The 23,658-nt window shown below is 40.3% G+C and carries 12 protein-coding genes; 5 read left to right on the forward strand and 7 right to left on the reverse strand.

Features of this window, described 5'->3' with window-relative positions:
- Nucleotides 1-13: 13 nt before the first annotated feature.
- The 5 genes from DCO56_RS26185 to DCO56_RS26205 all read left to right on the forward strand — a co-directional run bounded on the left by DCO56_RS26185 (nucleotide 14) and on the right by DCO56_RS26205 (nucleotide 11,118).
- Nucleotides 14-2,023 carry a DUF2264 domain-containing protein gene (locus tag DCO56_RS26185; protein WP_181390680.1) on the forward strand — a complete coding sequence of 670 codons (2,010 nt, stop codon included), beginning with the start codon at nucleotides 14-16 and terminating at the stop codon, nucleotides 2,021-2,023.
- A gap of 513 nt (nucleotides 2,024-2,536) precedes the next feature.
- The gene (locus DCO56_RS26190; protein WP_108636632.1) at nucleotides 2,537-5,545 is read left to right on the forward strand and encodes a SusC/RagA family TonB-linked outer membrane protein; all 3,009 of its coding nucleotides are present in this window, start codon (nucleotides 2,537-2,539) and stop codon (nucleotides 5,543-5,545) included.
- Between the two features lie 37 nt (nucleotides 5,546-5,582).
- A complete protein-coding gene (locus DCO56_RS26195; protein WP_219929455.1) occupies nucleotides 5,583-7,295 on the forward strand; it encodes a RagB/SusD family nutrient uptake outer membrane protein in 1,713 nt (570 codons plus the stop codon).
- A 511-nt stretch (nucleotides 7,296-7,806) separates the two neighbouring features.
- Nucleotides 7,807-8,871 carry an IS110 family RNA-guided transposase gene (locus tag DCO56_RS26200; RefSeq protein WP_108634995.1) on the forward strand — a complete coding sequence of 355 codons (1,065 nt, stop codon included), beginning with the start codon at nucleotides 7,807-7,809 and terminating at the stop codon, nucleotides 8,869-8,871.
- A 696-nt stretch (nucleotides 8,872-9,567) separates the two neighbouring features.
- Nucleotides 9,568-11,118, forward strand: coding sequence for a discoidin domain-containing protein (locus DCO56_RS26205; RefSeq protein WP_108636633.1), 1,551 nt, complete (start codon nucleotides 9,568-9,570; stop codon nucleotides 11,116-11,118).
- 62 nt (nucleotides 11,119-11,180) lie between these two features.
- Here the strand turns inward: DCO56_RS26205 and DCO56_RS26210 are convergent, their stop codons facing one another.
- From DCO56_RS26210 to DCO56_RS29400, 7 genes are all read right to left on the reverse strand, one after another.
- Nucleotides 11,181-14,126 (reverse strand): glycoside hydrolase family 2 TIM barrel-domain containing protein, encoded by a 2,946-nt coding sequence (locus tag DCO56_RS26210; protein WP_108636634.1) that lies wholly within the window; start codon nucleotides 14,124-14,126, stop codon nucleotides 11,181-11,183.
- Nucleotides 14,127-14,272: 146 nt separating this feature from the next.
- The gene (locus DCO56_RS26215) at nucleotides 14,273-15,859 is read right to left on the reverse strand and encodes a RagB/SusD family nutrient uptake outer membrane protein (RefSeq protein WP_108636635.1); all 1,587 of its coding nucleotides are present in this window, start codon (nucleotides 15,857-15,859) and stop codon (nucleotides 14,273-14,275) included.
- Between the two features lie 18 nt (nucleotides 15,860-15,877).
- Entirely contained in the window at nucleotides 15,878-19,186 is a 3,309-nt protein-coding gene (locus DCO56_RS26220; RefSeq protein ID WP_181390681.1) for a TonB-dependent receptor, read from the reverse strand.
- 224 nt (nucleotides 19,187-19,410) lie between these two features.
- Nucleotides 19,411-20,556 carry a FecR family protein gene (locus DCO56_RS26225; RefSeq protein ID WP_108636637.1) on the reverse strand — a complete coding sequence of 382 codons (1,146 nt, stop codon included), beginning with the start codon at nucleotides 20,554-20,556 and terminating at the stop codon, nucleotides 19,411-19,413.
- A gap of 82 nt (nucleotides 20,557-20,638) precedes the next feature.
- Nucleotides 20,639-21,286 (reverse strand): RNA polymerase sigma-70 factor, encoded by a 648-nt coding sequence (locus DCO56_RS26230; protein WP_108636638.1) that lies wholly within the window; start codon nucleotides 21,284-21,286, stop codon nucleotides 20,639-20,641.
- 314 nt (nucleotides 21,287-21,600) lie between these two features.
- Nucleotides 21,601-23,256 (reverse strand): hypothetical protein, encoded by a 1,656-nt coding sequence (locus DCO56_RS26235; protein ID WP_108636639.1) that lies wholly within the window; start codon nucleotides 23,254-23,256, stop codon nucleotides 21,601-21,603.
- A 36-nt stretch (nucleotides 23,257-23,292) separates the two neighbouring features.
- Complete coding sequence (locus DCO56_RS29400) at nucleotides 23,293-23,454, reverse strand: hypothetical protein (protein ID WP_181390682.1); 162 nt, start codon at nucleotides 23,452-23,454, stop codon at nucleotides 23,293-23,295.
- Nucleotides 23,455-23,658: the final 204 nt, after the last annotated feature.

The raw sequence follows: 23,658 nt of genomic DNA on the forward strand, positions 1-23,658 counted from the left end.
GGAGATAAAAAACATGAAAATAAAACAGGGTATACTTCGAATTCTGGTATTTCTCGGCGTTTATATTGCTTTCGCAACAAGCATACAGGCACAAAAAAAAACGATTTTCGAACCGCAAAATCTAGATTTTAAAAAAAGCCCTTATACTGGACTGACACGCCAGCATTGGATGGATGCAGCATCCTATTTGCTGGAAGGTGCATTTTCTGTTGTCCAAGATATAAATAGCCCGATGTTATTTCCCAAGCAACCGGGGAGGAGTTACCCGAGAGATGGGGTGCATAACGAAACGGAACGCTTAGAGGGGCTGTGTCGTACACTCTTCATCGCTGTGCCACTATTAAAGAAAAATCCTGACCATAAGATTCGTGGTATTCGCGTAGCGGATTATTATCGTCATCAACTGGAACAGCTATTGGATGGGACCACTGAAAGTTATATTGCTCCACTTCCCGAAAAAGGAGGACCTAGTCAAAAGTTAGTAGAATTTGGCGGTTTGGCGGTTGCGCTAATGGCAGCTCCAGAAGTGTTATGGGATCCTTTGCCGGAAGAGACAAAAGATAAACTTGCACAAACCATGCTCAGTTATGGTAATGGACCAACGATACAGATGAACTGGCGCTTTTTCAATATCATGATTATGAGCTTTTTTAAAAGTAGAGGCTATGCTGTCCGAGAAGATTATCTCAAGGACTTGTTAGAAAAATGCTTAAAGGACTATAGTGGCGATGGCTGGTATAATGATAGTCCTTACTATGATTATTACAGCATGTGGGCCTTTCAGCTTTATGGATCGCTCTGGGCCAATAACTATGGTGCGACGATGTATCCTGAACTTGCCGCTCAATTCAAGTCCAATCTACAGGATGTGGTGAAAAGCTACCCTTATTTATTTAGTCGTCATGGCGAAATGATTATGTGGGGGCGCAGTATTTCTTATCGGATGGGGGCTGCGGTACCCTTCCCATTATTGGGGCTATGGGATGATCCGTCCATCAATTATGGTTGGATGCGAAGAATTGCATCGGGTACCTTATTGCAGTTTTTAAAAAATCCCGATTTTCTTTCAGATGGTATTCCAAACCTTGGTTTTTACGGTGCTTTTGATCCTGCTGTGCAAGAATATAGTTGTCGGGGCAGTGCATATTGGTTCGGAAAATTCTTTTTAGGTCTATTGGTTCCGGAAAACAGCAGTTTTTGGACTGCCTCAGAAAATCTTGGCGCTTGGGATCGTCAAATTCCGGCCGCTAAGGTGTTGAATACCTATGTTGACGGTGCTGAGATATTAATAACTGATTATGATAGGATAGGTGCTTCCGAAATTCGTTCTTGGAATGCAAGTAAGGTCGTTGGCTATTATCAGGGAACGGAAAATTACAATAAGCTCTCCTATAACAGTGCGTTTCCTTGGCAGGCCGATGGAAAGAACGGTGAAATCTCAATGAATTACGCGTTTCAAATCGGACCGAATACCTGGGAATCACTTCGCATGTATCAGTTTAAGGGATATGAACAGGGGATTTATCGCCGCATGTCGACATTAGCCTCGGACACGACGGTACATCTAGCTTTATCGGAGCGGACATTGGCAAATGGAATTTTAAGATGTGACCAGTTACTTTCCGATAAACCCTTGGGCTTTCGGTTAGGTCATTATGCGCTTCCAAAATGGAAGGATAAGCCCATTGCAGTGCGTACACTTCAATATAAAGGGCAAGAAGCGATGATTTTAGATAATGGTGCGTATCAATTGGCTATGGTGCGGCTGTTGGGTTGGGAGGGAATGGAAAATAGAAATTGTCATGGGCTCCATCCTGTGGCGGAGGAGAGTGCGTTATTGAATTGTTTTGCAAGAGAAGGAAATCCCGGAGCACAATGGTATGTCACTTTGCAGCTGTGGAAGAAATCGGGGGAAAAATGGACAAATGAAGAGCTGTTCCCTGAATTGAAAGCGACGGATAAAAAAGTTGAGATCCGTTGGCGGAATGGCGAGAAGCAAATATTTCATACTTGGACACGATAAACACTACATTGTTGTCAGGAAGGGGCTGTTCATTTTGGACTGCCCCTTTTTATTTTAACCTTACAGGTACTCTTCTACTGCCTGATTTTAACTAATCGGAGCGCGAGAGCTTGGCTCTGCTTGTTAACAAATTCTTTTTGAAGATCTTGTTTGAAGTCCGCGCTATGGAGACTGTATTCCTTCGATAGGATCAGTTCAGATATATTCAATAACGGCTTTTTTCAGCATTTTGAAGGGAATTTCAACTCAATTGAACCAAAATCAAACACGTTGATCTCCCGTCCGAGCTACTTTTGTTTCTAGTTCAACAACATCGGTTGACGAAATTATTTGCTTGCTTATCCAGAAGATGTGCGCGCTATTTTTTGGAGGGGACAAGAACACCAATTATAAACAAGATAGTCTATGAATTCAAATTGAGAAGAATATCCTTTGGACATTCTGGCATTGCTAGGTTGATTCCAGAAGCACTTAGAAAATAATATGCTAACCAAATCAATTATTAAATAAACCATGTTAAATCATTACTATAACAGATTTACAAAAAAAGGTCTTTTGTTGAATAGCCTTTTTTTGATTGCCCTGTCCAGTTATGGGCAGAGTGCAAATGTGAGAGGGGTTATTAAAGATACCACAGGCAAAGGAATTGTAGGTGTTACCATCCGTGTAAAAGGTGGGGTTGAAACAGTTCAGACCGACTCACAGGGAAATTTCTCAATCCAAGCGTCTCCTGGAAGCACGTTAATTATCACATCAGTTGGATTTCAAGAGAAACAAATTACAGTTGGGCAGCAAGCCAATTTGGACATTGCCCTTGTGCCTGCCGAAAATGTCTTGGAGGAGCTTGTTGTGGTAGGCTATGGTAGTCAGAAAAGATCGGATATAACTGGTTCGGTTGCTTCAGTTCCCAAAGATCGTCTTTCAAAGATCCCTGTGAATAATGTGATGCAGGCGATTCAGGGGGCAGTATCTAATGTAACCGTTTCTCAAGCATCATCGATTCCTGGAGACGCTCCTTCTGCACAGGTGCGTGGTAGAAACTCTATTAATGCAAATTCCGAGCCTTATATCGTGGTAGATGGAATTCCATTGTCACGTACTGATGGTTCAATCAATGATATTAATCCCAATGATATTGAATCGGTAGAGGTGCTGAAAGATCCGTCTGCGGTAGCTATTTATGGGGTAAATGGTTCGAATGGCGTGATCTTGATTACTACAAAAAGAGGAATTTCGGGTAAGCCTTCGATTCGCTATAGTGGCTATGGCGGTGTGGAAAATGTTGCGCATATCCTTGAACCTGTATCTGGCGAAGAATTGTTAAAACGTTACGCGGAATATGCACGAATTACAAACACAAGTTTATACAATGGGGGGCCAGTACGCAACCAATATGAATATGATAATTATGCAAACGGTGTAACTACAGATTGGTTGGATGCTGTAATGCAGACTGGGGTTGTGCAAAATCACAATGTAAGTTTGTCCGGCGGAAGTGAAAATGCGAAGTATTTTGTATCGGGCGATTATTTAAATCAAAAGGGAGTTTTGTTAGGATACAATTATAAACGTTACTCCTTCCGGACAAATACCGATTTTAAGGCAACCAAATATTTGTCTTTAGGAACGTCTTCATTTATTGTAGCCCACAATAGAGATGGTGGACGGGCGAATATGTTACAGGCTGCGGCCATGAGCCCCTATGCTAGAATGTATAACGAAGATGGTTCTTTAACACAATACCCGATGTATTCAGAGCAATTATGGTCTAATCCATTATTGCCAACAACTTTGGATCCACAACGTCGGCAATTTAACATTTCGTTGAATGGCTATGCGGAATTAAATTTTGGTGAATTATATAAGCCCTTAGCCGGATTGAAATATAAATTGAATGCAGGTTATTCCTATGTTCCTGTCAGAAACAATGAATATGAAGGGGAATCGGTCTATAATTTCGCTGGTCTCGGACGTATTACCAATAGGGAAACACAGTCCTATACCATAGAGAATATATTGACTTATAACAAGGACTTTGGTAAGCACCATATTGACTTCACAGGGCTATATGCCGCAAAGAGCAAATATTGGCAAGAAGCGATAGCAACAGGGGAGGTGTTTCCTAACGATGCATTAGGATGGGGCAATCTAGGGGCTGCTTCAACGCAAAAAGTCTCGTCTACGGCAGATTTATACCGTTCTATTTCACAAATGGGTCGATTAAATTATGCTTATGATAGCCGCTATATGTTGACATTGACTGTCCGTCGGGACGGTGCATCTGTTTTCGGAAGAAACAATAAATATGGTGCATTTCCATCGGCTGCAGCAGCATGGAATATTCATAACGAATCTTTTATGCGGAATACAAAACACATTGTCAGCAATTTAAAATGGCGTATTTCTTATGGTCTTTCTGGAAATGAGGCTATCGGAATTTATCAGACCCAATTCCTGATGAATTCGAATCCGATGGCGATGAACGGTCTATCGACGACTGCCTTAAATATTCGTACGTTGATGGGTAATGATAACCTGCAGTGGGAAAAAACGAAAGGGTTGAATACGGGTATCGACTTTAGATTATTGAATAACCGGATCTCTGGTAGTATTGACGTATACAAATCCAGTACTTACGATATGCTATTAAAACAGCTTTTGCCAAAGCTAACCGGATTTGTGGATGTATATTCCAATATGGGCAAACTGCAAAATACAGGCGTAGATTTGACCTTAAATACCAAAAATATCGTAAAGGATCAATTTAACTGGTCCAGTACATTGGTCTTCTCCCGGAATAAAAATAAGATCACCGAAGTATATGGCAATGGTAAAGAGGATTTGGGCAATAGATGGTTTATTGGTCAGCCTATAGGTGTCATTTACGATTATACGAAAGTTGGCATCTGGCAAGAGGATGAGATTGCGTCGGGGGCGAATAAAGGTTGGGATGATGCTGCGCAAGCCGGAGATCTTAAATTGGCCGATCTAAATGCTGATGGAAAAATTGATGACGGTGATCGATCTGTTTTGGGGCAGACTGTACCGCAGTGGACTGCCGGTTTGACCAACACGTTTAGCTATAAAGCGTTTACACTTAATGTCTTTATCAATACAGTGCAAGGGGCATTGCGTAATAATCCGCAGATTGGCGGGGCGTCGGATGAGATGGGACGTCGCAGTACACCAGCAGCACTGGGATATTGGACACCGGAAAACAAAAGCAACGAATGGCGCTCTTTAGGGAATCACTCGAATATCCATGGTTATGGCTTTCCCTCAAACGCCAGTTTTACCCGTTTGAAAGATGTGACCTTAAGTTATACAATGCCGCAGCAGCTTGTCGAAAAGATTGGTGTTCAGGGCTTGACAGTATATGCAAGTGGTCGCAATTTGTATACTTGGACCAATTGGTTAGGTTGGGATCCAGAAGCCCGCGATATCACCCGTGGATCCACGAACGATGCAATTAACTATCCAATGGTGAGGACGTATGTTTTAGGTGTTAACCTGAGTTTTTAACGATCTCCCATCATTTTTCAAAATCAATTATATACACATGAAAAAGACGATAAACAATTATACCACCTTATTATCCATGTTGGCTATGTTATCCGTAGGAGCCAGCTCTTGTGGTAAAGGCTATTTGGACGAGAAACCGTATTCAAGTTACGATGCAACGAATGTTGACCCGACGACAGTGGAGAACAGATTGTTAGGCTTACATTACAATTTTGCCCAGCTCTGGGGTTATAGTGGTAGGCAGGGGTTCCTTTCCTGTTGGCAGATTGGGACAGATATTACAAGTGCAGGGTCGACGGAGAGTGTTGAAAATCCGTTTTACCAATATGCCGACCTAAACTCAGAAAATGCAGGCGTAAGTTTTTTATGGGAAAAATGTTACGCTTTTATTAACAATGCGAACCTTGTGATTGACGGCGTGGGCGATAGTAATGCGAAAGCATCTGCCGAGGCAAGATTTTTCCGGGCCTATGCTTATAATATGCTTGTTACCCTTTGGGGCGATGTGCCTTTGCTGACGAGTTCGATCAAGGTACCGTCATTTAATTATACACGGACCGCTGTTGCTGAAATCGACAAGGTTATTGCCGAAGATTTGGATTATGCCATTAAAGAACTTCCAGATCTTGGAAAGGCCAATGCGCCTAGTCGCATCAATAAAGATATAGCAAGACAGCTCGCTGCGGAGGCTTTTTTACGTATAGGAATGCGTGATGCAAGCTATTTCGCTAAGGCAGAAGCAATGGCAACGGCTATTATCGACGTTGGTAATTATAAATTAATCGAAGCACGTTATGGAAAATATTTGTCCGAAGGTGGCGATTATTTTAGAGATATGTTTCGACAAGGTAATATGCGTCGTGGACAAGGAAATACTGAGGCAATTTGGACTTTTGAAGCGGAGCTTAATCGAGAAGTAAATGGTGGTACAATTGATAACCCCCAGCACCGAAGAATATGGCAGCCTGCATATCATAAATGGGATGGTATGATCAATGCTGATTCGCTTGGCGGAAGAGGAAATGGCCGTTTAAGGTTAAGTAATTTTATGAAGTATACGGTATGGAAAGATCTCAAGGGTGATATTCGCAATAGTAACTTTAACATTCGACGGACGACGAATTATAATCGTCCAAATTTCAGTGCAGAAATTGGTGTCGATGCGGATGGATATCGGGTAGCAAAAGGTACAGGAACTAAAAATATAATCATCAAAACAGGGGATAAAGTGGTCCCTTTCCGTACCGATAGTTTGGAAGTGTGGTATCCATTTCCAACAAAATGGGGCGGTTATGATCCACTGGATGATTTTGGTTATGCTTTGGTAAAAGATTGGCCTGTGATGAGATTCGGTGAAACCTATTTGTTGCGCGCAGAAGCTCGATTGCGGCAGGGCAATACAGTTGGTGCTGCCGAGGATATCAATAAACTACGTGATCGTTCATTTAGAGTAGCACGTGCAGAATCGGGCAATAATCAATTAGGAAAAGTGGCAGCGAGTGAGATAACGATTGATTTTATTCTAGATGAACGTGCCCGGGAGCTGATAGCAGAAGAAAACCGTCGAATGACTTTAGTCAGAATGAATAAACTAAAAGAACGGATTTTACGAAATGGGGATACAGGGCCTGCAAATAAGATAACAACTGGTTTTCAGGATTACAATGTTTTACTGCCTATTCCATTAAGTGAGATTCAACTGAATAATAAAGACGGCGATAATCTAAAGCAAAATCCGGGGTATAAATAATCTTCATCAGGATATTGTTTGATCAATATGATCCAAGCACCGATATTTTCGAGGAATCGGCAGATTATAAGGTTGCTAAGATAACCTTGAAATTTTAAAATTTTACCAAGACTGATTTGGTGAAGTTGGTGCGCGGAGGTAATGGCTGGATAGTAACCAGTTCAGTCAACTCGTATAAATAGCATTCAATAACTAGGAACAGTCTGATCAGAACAAAAGCTGACCACTAGTGAATCATATGTTTATTTAGGGCCACGTCGTGAGATGTGGCTTTTATTTTTACTGAGAAATTAGAAAAGGTCATTATATTGTTGTTATACAAAATGTATTGGCTGTTCGTGTGAGACGAGATGTGGCTAGGTAAACAGATCGTTATACCGTAAAAAAGGAATTGTCCACACGATTTTATTCTCAGGAGTCTGAACAGTACTTAAGGCCGCTATTTCGAGCCTGGATAAAACAAAAGGATAGACGAAGGAGGATTAAGTCGATACGATTTAAATTCTTGACTATGGCTATTAGTAAACAATGCATTGGGATAGATATCTCAAAAGCGACATTCACAGCATGTCTGTGTCAGTGTTCAGATGATGGAGAATTAGTGTTCTCCAAGACAGTGGATTTCAGTAATGATAGCAAAGGGTTCAACCAGTTTCTGCGTTGGGCCAAAGGAGTCATTGCGAAAGATGCAGCACTTGTTTTTTTGATGGAGGCTACCGGTGTGTATTATGAGAACCTTGCCCACCATCTGCATAAGATTAAGAAAAGGGTTCATGTTGTTCTTCCCAATACGTCAAAGCACTATTTTTCGAGCCTCAATATCAAGACCAAAACGGATGCTGTTGATGCACGGATCCTGAGTCAATTCGGTGTAGAAAGGATCCATAAAGCATGGAGTCCTCCTCCACCAGTCTTATTGCAGCTGAGAAATCTGACCAGATACCATGTCCAGCTACAGGAGCAGAAAACGGCATTAGGTAACATCAAACATAGTAAGGACTGTTCGCATGCTATCCAGATCTTTATACTAAAAAGCAATAAAAAACTTATTTCTGAGATAGATAAGGAGATTGGCAGATGCATCGGGGAAATCAACAGGCTGGTAAAGTCAGACCTGGGGCTCCATAAAAAAATAGAGAAGCTTGCAACAATAAAGGGGATTGGAATGATCACCATGGTTACCATTCTTGCCGAAACAATGGGGTTTGAACAGTTCGGTAGCGCCAAACAACTTGTCAGCTATGCTGGATACGATGTTGTTCAGCGGGAATCTGGGACATCTGTAAAAGGAAAAACCAGGATCTCGAAAAAGGGGAACAGGTATATCAGGAATGCGCTGTATTTTCCGGCTATGGTAGCTTGTAGGCATAATTCTGTGCTAAAGGAAGCTTACACGAGAATCATCCAGAAAAAGCCGTCAAAAATGGTCGGACAGGTTGCCGTACAGAGAAAATTATTAATCTTAATGTATACACTTTGGAAAAATGATACCGTGTTTATAGAAAATTATAAAGTAAGTAGTCCCGATCCGAAAACCGAGACTACACTAGATAGTTCAGAAGCTGAACTTCTTTAGAATACAAAAATACTTTTTTGTCTAAATATTTGGAATTTAAAACAGTACCTTTTATTTGTTTCAATACTTTTTATTTAGCACGTTATCTTATCCTAAATAATTTTGTCAGGGATTTGATTTAACTGTGCAACTATATAGTCCAAAACCCTCACCTTCATCTCCAAATAATTTTTCTTGCCACCTATGCGGAATGACTTTGATGAGATTCCAAAGGTTTAAAGCTTTATAATCCATTTTCAGTTCTGCCTGTAAAATAAGAAGTTCTAATTTGTTGACTGATATCGGTGCTCACACGCTCAAAAATAATAAAAATTGGCAGCGATTAGGGGCAGGCAACACTTTTTTGCACATACACTATATGATCGTTTGTAAACTAATTAAGCTTATCAGAAACATTTTAAAGATTCTGTTATCACAGCTGAAAAATTATAAAGAGCTTAAACTTAATGAAAGGAGGAATATGTCGGTTCCCTAAAAAAATAAATACAATCAGACTCAAAAAGACAGAGGTATTTTGATCAGATCAAGAAATAAGAGTATTGTTTTTCAAGCTGAATAAAACAATACTACCAACCCCTGAGGAGCCAAGATTTTGAGTGATATAAAATTTGCCTCTAAACTATTGACCCTATAAATAAAAAAAAGTAGGATTTTTAAATGTCTAACCCATAAAAATAAACCAAATTATATTTTAAAATGATGAAAAAAATAGTTCCATTTATATTAATCACAGTTTTCTTTTTTACTGCATGCAAAAAAGATTTGCACCCGGTAGATCCAAATACAGTACATACCCCTGACGGTTTTAGTAGTGATAGAACAAGAAATTTAAATATTGTTTATTTTGTACCCAATGATTTAGATACGTTACCAGACTATCAACGAAGGCTCAGTGATATCATGTTGTGGGTCAGACAATTTTATAAAGATGAGATGACCCGAAATGGATATGCAAATAAAACTTTTGGAATGTTTGTTAATAGTGACAGTCTTGTCAAGATTATAACAATCAGGGGCAGCAAGCCCAAGAGCGCCTATCCCTATGAGGGCGGGAGTGGGGCTGTAGCGGAGGAGGTTAATGCATGGTTTGAAACTCATCCCTCTGATAAGACGAGCGATCATACCCTTATTATAATTCCTAGATATGAATTTAGACAAGATGGTACAGCCACCGGTGGGCCGTTTTATGGGACAGGGAAGTGGTGTTATGCATTAGACTATGAGGATTTTAATATCGCCAATATCGGTTTGGCCAATAATCAATTTACAGGTTGGTTTGGTGGTTTAGCTCACGAACTGGGTCACGGGTTAAATCTTCCTCACAATTCAGAGAAAGTTTCGGAGAAATTAACACTCGGTACCGCCCTGATGGGGTATGGCAATTTTAGTTTGGGTAAGGAGGGAACAATGCTAACTGCTGCAGACGCAGCAATTTTGAATGCAAATCAAATTTTCAATAAAGATAGTAAAACTTATTACGGAGCCGCGAACGCGGAAATAGATCGCATTCACGCCCAATATGATGCTGCAAAAGAAGCTATTGTTGTGTCAGGCAAGTTTCATTCATCAAATAAGATTAATAGTATTGCATATTATAATGATCCCGAAGGAGGAGGCGACTATAACGCGATAACATGGGAATCAAAAACAATTGGTATAGATAGCTTTTATGTTGAAATGAAAACTTCGGATTTACAATACAAAGGAGACTCATTGTACGATTTAAGGCTAAGATTTATCCATGAGAATGGTATAATTTCCACCTTTACTTATAACTATAAATTCATAAATAATATACCGATAATAAATTTTAGTACCCGTTCGGAACTAAGCAAACAAGGTTGGCAAGTGCATTCTTTTAGTTCTGAAGAAATAGCTGAAGAAGATGGAGCAGCATCAAATCTCATTGATGGCAGTTCTTCGAGCTATTGGCATTCTCGTTGGTCGACCAACGAAACTGCTTTTCCTCATGAATTAGTCATAGATGTAGGAGCAATCAAAACAGCCCATGGACTCAGCTACACACATCGCAATGGATTGTCGCGTGCAGTTAAAAATATAGAAGTTTCCTATAGTAACGATGGGGTTAGCTTTAACCAAGTTGGAAATTACGAGGTTCCAAATCTCAATGGACCACAGTATTTGGATTTTATGGCACCAATGTCATTTAGGTTTCTTAAAATAAAAGCCATTGATGCTTGGGACGGAGAACAGTTTGCAGCAATTGCTGAGCTAGGTCTTTATTGATAAAGTGTTAAGTTTTTATAGCATCAATGTTGATTCTTTCCATCAACATTGATGCTACTATATTACTGTAAATCAGATTTTTTTCCGGAAAACTCAATTTCTCTCACAGCCACGATACTGTTTTCAGGTTGAATTCCTTCGATTACAAGGCGCATGTAACGAACCCCTAGCTGTTTTATGCTCTTGGAATTGTAATCTTGCCCCGACGAGGATAAATGGCTGTTTACTGGTGACCAATTAAATCCATCAGTAGATGATTGTAACGAATAGAGATACCAATCACTATCCTTTCCCCAATAAATACGATAAGTATCTAAATCATATTTCTCTCCCAGATCTATTGAAATCGTAATAGGGAGTTTTAGCTTATCTGCTCGCCAAAAACTAGTAAGGTCTCTATCAATTATTACCTTTAGTGAATCGACTGGGATTCCGTCAGTTTTAATGGAGGCAGTTGAAAAGTTTAATCTTTCTCTTTTGTGCGTTAATGTGTCGGCATTTATATTTTCAGTGAGCGTATTGTCATACTCATTCACCCAGGCATACCGCTTCCCGTCGGGAACCTGATCCTTATTTTGGGGAATACTTTCTATCATACCTGTTGCGGATTGTAATCCCTGACTACTTGCTTCAATAACAATTTGACCTGCTTCGGGAGTTGTACGTATAAGTGCATATGCAATGCCGCCTTCAGTGAATTGTGGTGAAACTCCCGTCCGAACGTTATTTCCACCTATCAAACGACCTTTTCCTGAGACAACAAGCTTAATTGGTATTGCATCTGCTCGGTCTGGTGAACTAACTAAGTTTCCTTGTTCATCACAAATTTTAATATAAATTGGAATCATGTCCGACCCTCCAGCATGAGGGACGATACCTTGATCAGCGAATTCTATTTGCAGATGGTGGGTTGACGTGGCAGTTGAAACACGATGGGTACAAACAACTTTTCCGTCTAATATTCCCTCCGCTTTCAGTTCTCCTGATTCGTAATCTGCTAGCTCAAAACGAAAATACGGGCTACCTCCCTTTTTGTAAATAAATGGCGCTGTTACCGAATTGTTTTCTCTGTTTTTTTCGCCCACAAGTTTGTTATTTCGAAAGAGTCTGACGGTGTCACAATTTGAGAATACGATGATATTAGCATCCAGATCTTTCCTTGCATTGTGACTTGCGATATGTACAACGGGACCATAAGTGGGATTTTTGGCATCCTGCATCGCTTTCATTTGATAATAGCCGAATTTCGGGTATCGATCCAAATCGACAACTCCACTGAACGCAGTGACCGGATCATAACCGCGGGTATAATCGTTGAAACTCCAAAGGAAATATCCACTTATACGAGGATTTGCATCGAGACCAGCATGATCCCAATAGCCTCCTAGAGATTCTTCTTTTTCCCCGTTGAGTGCATTCTGTCGTAATATTGATTGGTTAATTAATCCTTTATCGCCATAAAGTCTTGAAGCACGGAGCCCATTTTCTTTACTTGGGTCTGCAAACCATGCATCGCCCCATTCCCTTGTCAATGAAGGGTTTTTGGGGAATGGGTCAGTTCCATCAGGATCAACTACCTTATAAAATACATCGTAGAAAGGCTGGCTTCTACTATTGAGATCATCGACTGTAAAAAGTTGATCACCGGGCAACTCATCGTGTGCGATCTTTACCGCCTTCATCATCCAGGATGCTGGAGTAGGAGACTCGTTGAGCGATGTTTCCCATAAAAAAATAGAAGGATGATTACGGTCTCTCCTGATCATTTTGCGAATATCACGATATGTACGTTCGATAAATAAATCATCTTCATTAAAATATTGCCAACCCGGTTGGCATTCGATCACCAATAGACCTAGAGAATCACAAGCATCAAGAAATGCTGGCGATGGTGGATAGTGCGCGGCTCTTACCGCATTGAATCCTCCTTTCTTCAGTAGCATAACATCGCGGTATTGCATCGAATTGCTTGCCGCATCTCCTACATAAGGAAATGCTTGGTGCCTATTGGCACCCCGGAGGTAAAGTTTATCGCCGTTTAAATAAAATCCATCGGCTTTACCGGTAGGAGAACGAAAGCTGAATCTCCTTATACCTATCCATGTATTTACCTCATCAATTAAAATATCGTTGTCATAAATGCGTGAAACCAGTTGGTATCGGAATGGATGATCGGGAGACCATAACTGCGGATTAAAAACCTCGAGCTTTTGGACAAAAGTAGAATCACCGGGAGAGATATTTGTTCTGCTATTGGTCTCTGAAACGATTTTTCCGGTATTATCTAATAGTATTGTCTCCAAACGCAATTTGGATATCAAATGGGTATTGCTGTTTACGATATGCGTTCGGCAGTTAACTGTTGCCTTTTCTTTAGTAACCGCCGGAAAGCTTACCAGAATTCCACCTCCAGCAATGATATCCGTTTCCATAGGATCCGAAATATAGGTTTTATCGGTAATGATCATTTTTACTTCCCGATAGATCCCTCCATAATAATTAAAATCTAGTTTCTGCATAGGCTTGCCGGGGGGCGTTGAACCATCATCCTTATTGCTGACGCGTATTGCGAGCACGTTATCTTTATCATATTGGATGTACGGCGTTATATCAACCACAAAGCCTAGGTATCCGCCAGCATGTTCTGCAATTTTTTTTCCGTTAAGAAAGATTGTACAATTAGTTTGGACGCCTTCAAATTGAAGTACGGTTCTTTTATTTTGCAGTCCGCCGGAAAGACGAAAATAACGGCGATACCATCCCGTACCTTGAAATACGCTGCCGCCGTTGTGTTTCGGCTCCAAACGCATAACATGCGGAATACTTACCGCTTCCCATTTGCTGTCATCATAATCTATCTCCATCGCCTGGTCCATATCTCCTCGATAAAATGCCCAGTTGGTATTCATATCAAGTCGTGTTCTTGCAGACTGTTTTTTCATTGCAAACAGCGGAGAACATATACCCCATAATATTAAGGCAGGCAAGATGTACTTTGTTTTTTTCATGTAAAAAATATAGTTCCACTTTGGTTTCTGCTAAAAGCTGTCAGAAAGGCAATTTGTTAGTGGCGAAAAATGTAAGATTAGTCTATTTTTCTTGGTAAAAAATTAGCCATCAGCACTAAATATTTTAAGCTGATGGCTACGATTTACTAATTTGGATAACCTGGATTTTGTGTTAGATTACGATTTACATCAGTTTCTTTTCGGGGGATTGGCCAGAGATAATCTCTTTCACTCGAAAAAGTCCGAGATTCAGCCTCCACATGTTCACCCGTAAGCACTAAAGCTCCGTTCGTTGGATCGACGGTACCTAGTCGTGTACCGTATACTTTTCCTTCACGCACTTGTGGTCCTATTTTCCAACGTTTTATATCAAACCAACGTAAACCTTCCAATGCAAGTTCAACGCGGCGTTCTCTTCTTACCAATTCGCGTAAAGTTGTTTGATTAGCATAAATAGATCTATCAACTTTGGGCATTCCGGCCCTTTGTCTTAAGGCATCAATAGCGTCATACACACTGTTGTCTATGCTTGCACTTTCTATTTTTGCTTCAGCATATGTCAGCAATATCTCCGCATAGCGTATGAGAATCATATTTAAACCCGTATTCCATAAATCCGGATAGTCAGATAGATTAGACGTGTATTTTTTATATAAATAGCCCGTTTTAGAATTATTACTTCCGTTATAGTAGTCTCCAGAACTTCGTTCAATTGGATTATAATATTTCCCTTCGTAGAACTGTCCCGGATAGACGATAGATGCTGTAAGCCGAGGATCCCTACCTTTATAAGGATCGTTTTTGTTATAATTGGCACCTGGATCATCGATCGTTTTTCCATTGGCCATTTCATAAGCGTCTACCAAAGATTGCGTCGGATCAATCGAGCCCCATCCACCAAAAGTTGAGGATGGCATAATGCCAATGTTTCCGTTGGAATAGTCATTTTCCTTATATTGTATGTCAAGGATAATCTCATTGTTATTCTCATTCTGTATTCGGAAAAGGTCTTGATAGGAGGAGAAAAGGGAGTAGCCCATTTCCATGACTTGCTTGCTGGTAATGATACAATCTGCGTATTTACCGCTATACAGCTCTAAACGTGCTTTGAGCGACAAGGCCGCTCCTCGGGTAATTCTGCCCACATCGTTAGCAGAATATTTCACAGGAAGTTCTGGCGTGATCGCCTTCAATTCATCGAGGATATATTTCTGGATCTCAGAGACAGCTGTACGACTTACCGCATTTGCTTCATCTTGGCTAAGTGTTTTAGTGACAAGTGGGACATCACCGTAAAGTTGGGACAAGGTAAAATACTGATAAGCACGTAGGAAACGTGCTTCCGCTTTCATTCTGGTTTTCAATGCTTCGTCCATAGGGGTTTTATCCACGTTTTCTAGAAACCAGTTGGATTTCTGGATCGTGCTATATGACGGAGACCATCTATCAGTGATCCAAGTGTCTGAAGGACTCCCGGACCCATTTCCCAAGCTTGTATAACCTTCCCAATAATATTGGCTGTACACATTGTCCGATAAAGCATCCATGTAAAGCACATGGTATCCGTCGCTCCAGGAGTTATAACAACCATTAAGGGCTACTAGTGCATCATTCTCCGAAGACCAGAGCGAAGAATTGCTGTAGGCATCCTTGGGATTTCTGTCCAGAAAATCTTTCTGGCAAGCCGTAAATGTTATACTGAGAAAAAGAGATAATATTAAAGTTTTTTTCATGTCTAATGCGAATAAGAGTTAAAAAGTGACATTTAGGCCCAGCGTATGTACTTTGACCTGAGGATAATAATATATGCCACTGCTATAAGAAGCCTCCGGGTCGATCCAGTCTTGAAGTCCGCTGAAAGTCAATATATTTTGACCGCTATAATAGATACGGGCACGACTGATTCCCAATTTTTTGATTAAGCTGGTGAAGTTATATCCTACTTGTAGATTTTTTAGGCGGATATAGGAAGCATCTTTGACCCAGAATGAAGAAGGATTGTCTATTGCATTATTCTGATTTTGGGAATAAAGTATCCTAGGAAGTGACGCTCCGGGATTTTCGGGGGTCCAAGTATCCAATAACGCAGATGTAGGCTTACCTGCGGCGTCGCCAACTTCGCCTAGCTTTCCTTCCAGATACGTTTTTACACGAGCGGCCCCTTGAAAGAACAGCATAAGATCGATATTCTTATATGTACCGCCCAATGTTAGTCCGAAAGTGGTCTTGGGGTAGTAATTGCCTAAATATTGTTTATCGTCGCTATCAATTACTTTGTTGCCGTCAATATCACGGTATTTTAAATCCCCGGCTCCGGTCCGGTTGCTTTGAACAGCATGCTTTTCTACCTCTTCTTTTGTTTGGAAAATTCCGTCTGCAATATAGCCATATAGCGAATTGATAGGATAGCCTACCTCTTGTATCGTAGTATTTGTTAGGTAGGGGCCAGTACCATACAGATCTGTGATCTTATTATCGATAAAAGAGATGTTGAACGAACCATTGTAGGCAAAATCTCCCTTATTGTCTTTGTATCCAAGTACAAATTCCCAGCCTTTGTTTTGTACAGCACCAGCGTTTCTCGTTGGGGGTTTTAATCCATATACGCCACTGACGGGTACATCCAGTATAATGTCATTTGTTTTCCGATTAAACCAGTCGACCGTCAGATCCAGTTTTCCTTTGAAGAATGACGCATCGATACCTGCACCATAAGTTGTTGTGCTCTCCCAGCGCAGATCGGCATTGGCACCACTAGTCGGAGCTACGCCCGTTGCTATAATAGGGGAGGCTCCGCCAAACGTATAGTTTTGATCAGAACTGATCACGGTGATGTATGGGTAGTATGGCGCACTAGGAAAGTCACCATTCGCTTTGACTTCCTGATTACCGAGTTTTCCCCATGATCCACGGATTTTTAAAGCAGATATAGATTCCTTTACTGGCTCAAAGAAATTTTCTTTGTTCAGATTCCATCCAGCTGAGAATGAAGGAAAAGCACCCCAGCGGTGTTTTGGTGAAAAACGAGATGTTCCATCATATCTCAAATTAGCTTCAAAAAGGTACTTACCTGCAAAATCGTAATTTAATCGACCAAAATAAGAACACAATGCCATTTCATATCCATAACCAGAGGCAGTTTGTCCGGCGGTCGATCCGAGATTGATTTCACTCAGCTCATTGTTAAGAAAGCGCTGTCTGTAAGCACTATTTTCAGTATATTGTGTAAGCTCTTGAAAATAGCCTCCCAATACCTTTATATTATGATCTCCAAAGCTTTTTGTATAATCTAACAAGCCCTGGAGTGTTGTCCTTCGGAAGGTTGTATTTTTATCAGTAAGTTTATTTGGTCCTTGATAGAAGGTTTTGTCTCCGGCTGCATTGTAATACTGAATGTCAGCAATAAAAAACTTATTTTGTGCTATAGAAGATACAAATCCTAGTGTAGGTTTAAAATGGAGGCCTTTTAGGATTTCCCAGTCAGCACCAACATTTCCAGCAAAATCATAATAGTTTTCGCGGTTAAAAGACGGTGATTCAAGCCAGGCAAGTGGATTTCCATCGGCTATACTTCCATAGTGACCATTTTCATATTTATAAGGAATCATTGGAACAATTCGGTTAATTTGTCGCACCACCTGAGTGAATCCCGATACCCCTGGCATGCTTGATTGCGGTTCCAGTAATGGCGAGTAAGTATAGGCGAGATTGCCGTGAACTTTCAGTTGGTCATTGACTTTTGATTCTAGATTAAAACGGGAAGTATAGCGCTTCGCATTTGTTTTTTTTATAAGACCATTTTGATCGAAATAACCAAGGGAGAGCATGTACCGGGACTTGTCGTTTCCACCATTTACGCTCAAGTAATGATTCTGTTGTATCCCGTTGCCCCTATAGGCTAGATCCAACCAGTCCGTATTGGGATAATTATAGGGATCAGATCCATTCTTGAATTTTTCAATTTCTTCTTCCGTATATCGAGGTTGTTTTCCTTCATTGCGGAGAGCCTGATTATAGAGTCCCGCGGCTTGCCAAGACGGCAAATAATCAAAAAGCCCGGTTGCACTTTGTTTGCCGACATAGGTATTATAGGTCAGGATAGTTTTTCCCTCCTTACCTTTTTTCGTCGTGATTAAGATTACCCCGTTGGCTGCCCGAGATCCGTAAATAGCAGCAGATGCTGCATCTTTCAATACCGATATACTTTCTATATCATCAGGGTTGACATTGTTCATAGTAGAGATCATTCCATCAATGACAACCATCGCACCAGCATTGTTGAGTGTTCCAATGCCACGCACACGTATGGTGGCCGCATCACGTCCGGGTTGTCCAGAATTTGCAGCAGTAACTGTGACTCCTGCCATTGTTCCCTGTAATGCATTTCCAACGCTTGTAACAGGACGGTCGGTCAGTTGTGAAGCACGAACGGTAGAAACTGATCCCGTTAAATTTTCTTTGCGCTGTTGGCCAAACCCGACTACAACTACTTCCTGAAGATTTTGCTGATCCGATAGCATCGTAACCTGAAGAGCGTCTTTGCCATCGGCCGCTACCTCTTGTGGTTTATAGCCGATATAACGGAAGATAAGAACACCTTCGTGAGGTATTTTCAGTTGGAATTTTCCGTTTGCATCGGTCGTTGTTCCAATTCCATTACTGCCTTTTAACATGACATTTACCCCTGATAAGGTTTTTACCGAATCACGTACGGTACCCGTAGCAATTAGTTGCTGAACCTTAGGTTCAAATGATGCGACTTCCCTCATTTGAATCACGATGGTATTGTTTTTTAATGTATATGTTATAGGCTGTAGGGCAAGACATTTGTCGAGCGCTTCACGAAGCGGCATATCGGTCACGTTGATATCTATTCGTTTACTTTTCTCCAATACGTCATTTTTGTAGACAAAGTCGTAACCAGTCTGCTGTTTAATCGCGTTGAATATAGTCTGCAGCGGGGCCTTTTCCATATATAGTGTTACTTGCTGACCATTGGCAGCCAAAGACGATTGCAGAAAGGCAGCGGTTAGAATAATACAGGTTAGGTATATTTTCATAAAGCCTTTTTTTAAAATAGATCCAGATGTTCCATTTATTAGGTTATAGTAACCTGATGTGTTAGCAACATTGGAATAAGGGGAAAGATCTCCTTTGGTATTAGTAAACATCATTTTATTTTTAGGATTAATCAATTAAAATTAATTTGGTCAGGATTCTAACTGTCTAAAGGTATAGGTAGTATTCGGTCACTATTTAGGAGAATCCATAGCTTGTTTTTCATCTACGGTTTGATCATAATCCTCCTTCCTTTTAGGTTAAAATGAATGCCGGTCAGTTTGAGTACGTCCAATACTTCCTGTATATCTTTTGAGCGTGAGATTGACCCGCCGAATTTTATTTTACCAATATTTTCTTCGTAGCTAACCTCAACATCATACCAGCGAGAAATCTGTCGCATAATTTCTTCCAAGGGCATATCATCAAATGCAAAATCGCCTTGCTTCCAGGCAATAGACTGTGAAGCATCCACCTGCTTGAAGGTTAGATTTTTATTATTGAGGATACTCTGTTGCCCGGGGTTTAATATTATCGAAGTATTTCGATTAGTCGGAGATACCTTTACGCTACCTTCTATTAATGTTGTTTTGACGGTTTCTTCGTCCTGATATGCATTAATATTGAAAGTTGTGCCTAATACCGTTACTATCTGCTTATCTGTCTCTACGATGAAAGGGACTTTCTCGGCTTTCGTCACCTTTTTAGTAACCTCAAAATATCCTTCCCCCATTAATTTGACCCGTCTCTCTTTACCTGAGAAATTGGTGGGAAAGCTCAGTGATGAAGAAGCATTGAGCATTACTGAAGTACCATCTGCGAGCAGTAACTTAAACTTTCCACCTTTTGGGACTGTAATCGTATTTATTCCTTCGTCATGTGGTGCTCCGTTTCTAAGTGTGTAACTCAAGATTCCTTTTTCCAACATCTGGATAGCGCCTCCGGTAGCAAAAGATAGATTCTCCGATGTCGCACTGTCCAGGTACATTGTACGTCCATCTGCAAGCTGCAATATTGCCTTATCTGAACCCGGGCGAACGAGTATAGCTTGTGGTTCCCGAATTTCCAGTAGGTTTTGAAAGTCCATCATCAGGACTACAGCTAAAAAAATAGCAACAGCAGCAATCATCGATGGTCTAAAAAGAAATTGAAATGGCTTATCTATTTTTTGTTTATCAGCAATCGTTTTATCTATTTTTTTCCAGATAATATATTCGCGTATTTTTTTATTTCCATGCTTAGTTTCGTCCCATTCTTCTGTTTGAGATTCAATATGCTTGTAGAATGAAAATAGTTGATCTTCTTCTTGCTTGTTTGTTTTCTTTTTAAGGTATTTGCTGATGATACGCTGTATGGTCTTTCTATCTTTCATGTCTGTATTATAATTGTATGTGCAAAAAAAAAGCACCAACCCCTAAGAGTTGATGTTTTTAATTTTTTTAGCTCAACGTGATCTATCGGAAAATATTGAGGATTGTTAATAAGAAAAGCGGTAAGGTCCATGGAGAGAGGTATTTTCTCATTTTTTTTATGGCAATGGTAATTTGGTTTTCTACGGTTTTTATTGAAATATTGAGGCGGGCTGCTATTTCCTTATTGGTGAGATGCTCCTTTCTGCTCAAGTAAAAAATTACACCGCATTTTTCGGGCAATTTTTCGATGCCTATTTTTAAAGCTTCTTCGATCTCTTTGTGATGATCCTGAGAATCAAAAAATGCTGCTGGCAAATTAACTAACTCCATTACATAGTTATTTCTACATTTTTTTTCGTTTATGCACCTGAAGACCTGAAAACGTACTGCTGTAAATAAATAAGATTCCAGATTCTTTATCGACAAGGCCGAACGTCTGATCCAAAGCTGCGAAAATATCTCCTGAACAATATCCTCACACAATTCCCTGTCACGAAGAATATTGTAAGCTGCTAGATAAAGCCTGTCCCAAAACAGGGTATATAATTTTTCAAACGCGACCTTCGATCCACCATAAAGCGCTCCTAATAGGATTGTATTTTCATGTTGTTGAGTAGCTCTCTTTTTCGAATCTGATAAATTAACATTATGGATAATTTCCATATCATTATAGTGGTAATTTTTTGCCATATCCGTTGGTTCGAAAATGCGTCATTATTGAGATATTAAATCTCTACGCTGGTTAAATTGGTAAGCAATTCTTTAGTTGAATGGTAGACTATGGCTACAGTGATACGCTGCCTTTGAAGCAGGGATTATTTTTTGCGTTCTGCTTTGTATAATTGGTTTAGGAATACCGTTTATCAGACTCAATATTTTTAAATTGAGAATTTTAATAGCTAATAAAAAGCAACCTATTAATAAATAGGCCGCTTTTTACCGTTATCCGTCAAGAACGCCTTCCCGTCAGATAACTATATTAATCATAAAAAAGAAAGCAGAGATTAGTTTCTGACACAGCGTACATTTTTCAACTGTGTTTCTATAAAATCGATGCCGATTGCTGAAACGTTGAGCAAGTTTGCTGTCAAGTCATCGTTGTGGATATTGAAAGCTCCTCTTTCAGCATGATAATACCAAGCACCAAATCCAAACAGACCTCCAATGTTAATGCCTGACGTACCTGTCCACAATTCCGCACGGTTACCATAATTGGCCAGGTTGATCTGTAAGACACCATTCACAAAAGCGAACGAATCACTACCGCCATTAAAGTTGAAATGAAGCTTGTTGCTTGGATAAGGAGCAGCTGTTCCACTGGCGTCATATTCAAAGTAGCCACGGTTGTTGACTGATCCGTAAGTTGTTTGCTGACCTCCAACACCTAGGAATCCCGTAAGCTTTCTAAAGTCACTTTCGCTAGCTTGACGCCAAATACCCTTAGGGTAGACCTCATTACAAGGATCACTGTTTTTACCGAATTGGTCCGGAACCAGGCCTTTGAATGAGAAATAGGTATTTCTGGCATTGCTATGGGCATAAGTGTGGTGGAATCGGTAGGGGTTATGACCAGCTTGGTAATAAATATTTTGTCTAGCCCATCTCGTCCCTTCTACTGTCAACGGAGATTCGATTAAGTTAACCAGCAAATGGTGGCTATTTCCTAGTACAGGAGTGATGTTGAATGCGAAATTGACAGGAGTAGCTGAAAATTGGCGGATCGAGTTGTCATCAATCTTTAAAGCTAGATTGGAGACGTTTACTTTAATCCCGCCAGTCACTGCCACTGGATCGGCTGTATAAGTATATGCTATTTTAGCATCTTGATAAAGTGCATTGATGTCTTTAAATTCGACAAATGGAATTTCGTGGTCGGCGGCGACAAGGTCACTTAAGGCGCCGTTGGTGATATCAATTGATGCTGTTTTGATTCCAGCTACAGCGACTTTAGCTCCTGTCATATTTGCAAACATACCTTGTGTATTCAATTCTATTCCAAGTCTTGCAAATTTGTGGCTGAACATAATATTAATTGGCACATTGACGCTACTGCCACCAGTAGGAACCGACACCTCGCCCGAAGTATATAAGATATCTTTTCCTCCCGGAAGACTGATTTTGGTATTAGCGGAAGTCACGTTAGGGACATCATCAGTTGTATTGTAAGAAAGGGCGACCCATTTATAGGTTTTGCCTTGTGTCACATCAATAGTTCCTTGTGTTCCGGCGATAAATTGCTCAGATGAAATCAACTCTGTTCCATCTTGCGAAAATAAGTATAGACGGTATTTTACACCATTTTCTATAGCGGCAGCTTTTGTAGAGCTACCGCTATTTGAAGCTGCTTTTGTTAAAGATTGTGCTGCCGTAAATGGTATGTTATTATCTGTCTGAAGGACTGCATCAAATTCTGGAAATTCTAACACTTTAGTATTCCCTGAGCTTGATTCTGCTACTTTTGCATGCGAACCTTTTGTCGATATTTTTTGGCTTTCATCAATTCCCGACACGTTCAACATTAATTTTGTCCCCTCGATTTTGGCTGTTTCTTCAATTTGTTCCCTGTCTTTCGAGCAGCTCGAAAAAGTGCTACTCCCTACTAGCAACAATGCTATAGAAATGGCGGTCCAGTTCAATTGGTTTTTATATAATACTTTCATAAGAAATCTTGATTTTTAGTTCTGTAATAGCTTATTTTATAAATCTCCATTACCACTGCCATCCGAACCATCACCCCAGTCTCCTACACCAGGGGTAGGCGTTCCTGTTCCTGTTGAACCAGCAGCAATCCCTTGCTCCAGTTCGATTGTAAGCACGCTGATAGTAGGTGCTTCATAAGTTTTCTTTTCTGTTTTCATTTTGAATTATTTAAGTTTTAAATCATTGTTAATGATTAGTCGTTGGATTTTAATACATGGCCGAGCTTTTCCGTGAGCAGGGCAAGTCCTTGGAAATCCGATACAAACATGAATATTTTATGAAATAGAAATGAAAAATCTCTCCCCCCAACAACTACTCTTGTATTGTTAAGTTGTTGTTTTTAAGAATGTTAATTTTAATTA

This window comes from Sphingobacterium athyrii, assembly GCF_003071065.1.
Taxonomy (GTDB): domain Bacteria; phylum Bacteroidota; class Bacteroidia; order Sphingobacteriales; family Sphingobacteriaceae; genus Sphingobacterium; species Sphingobacterium athyrii.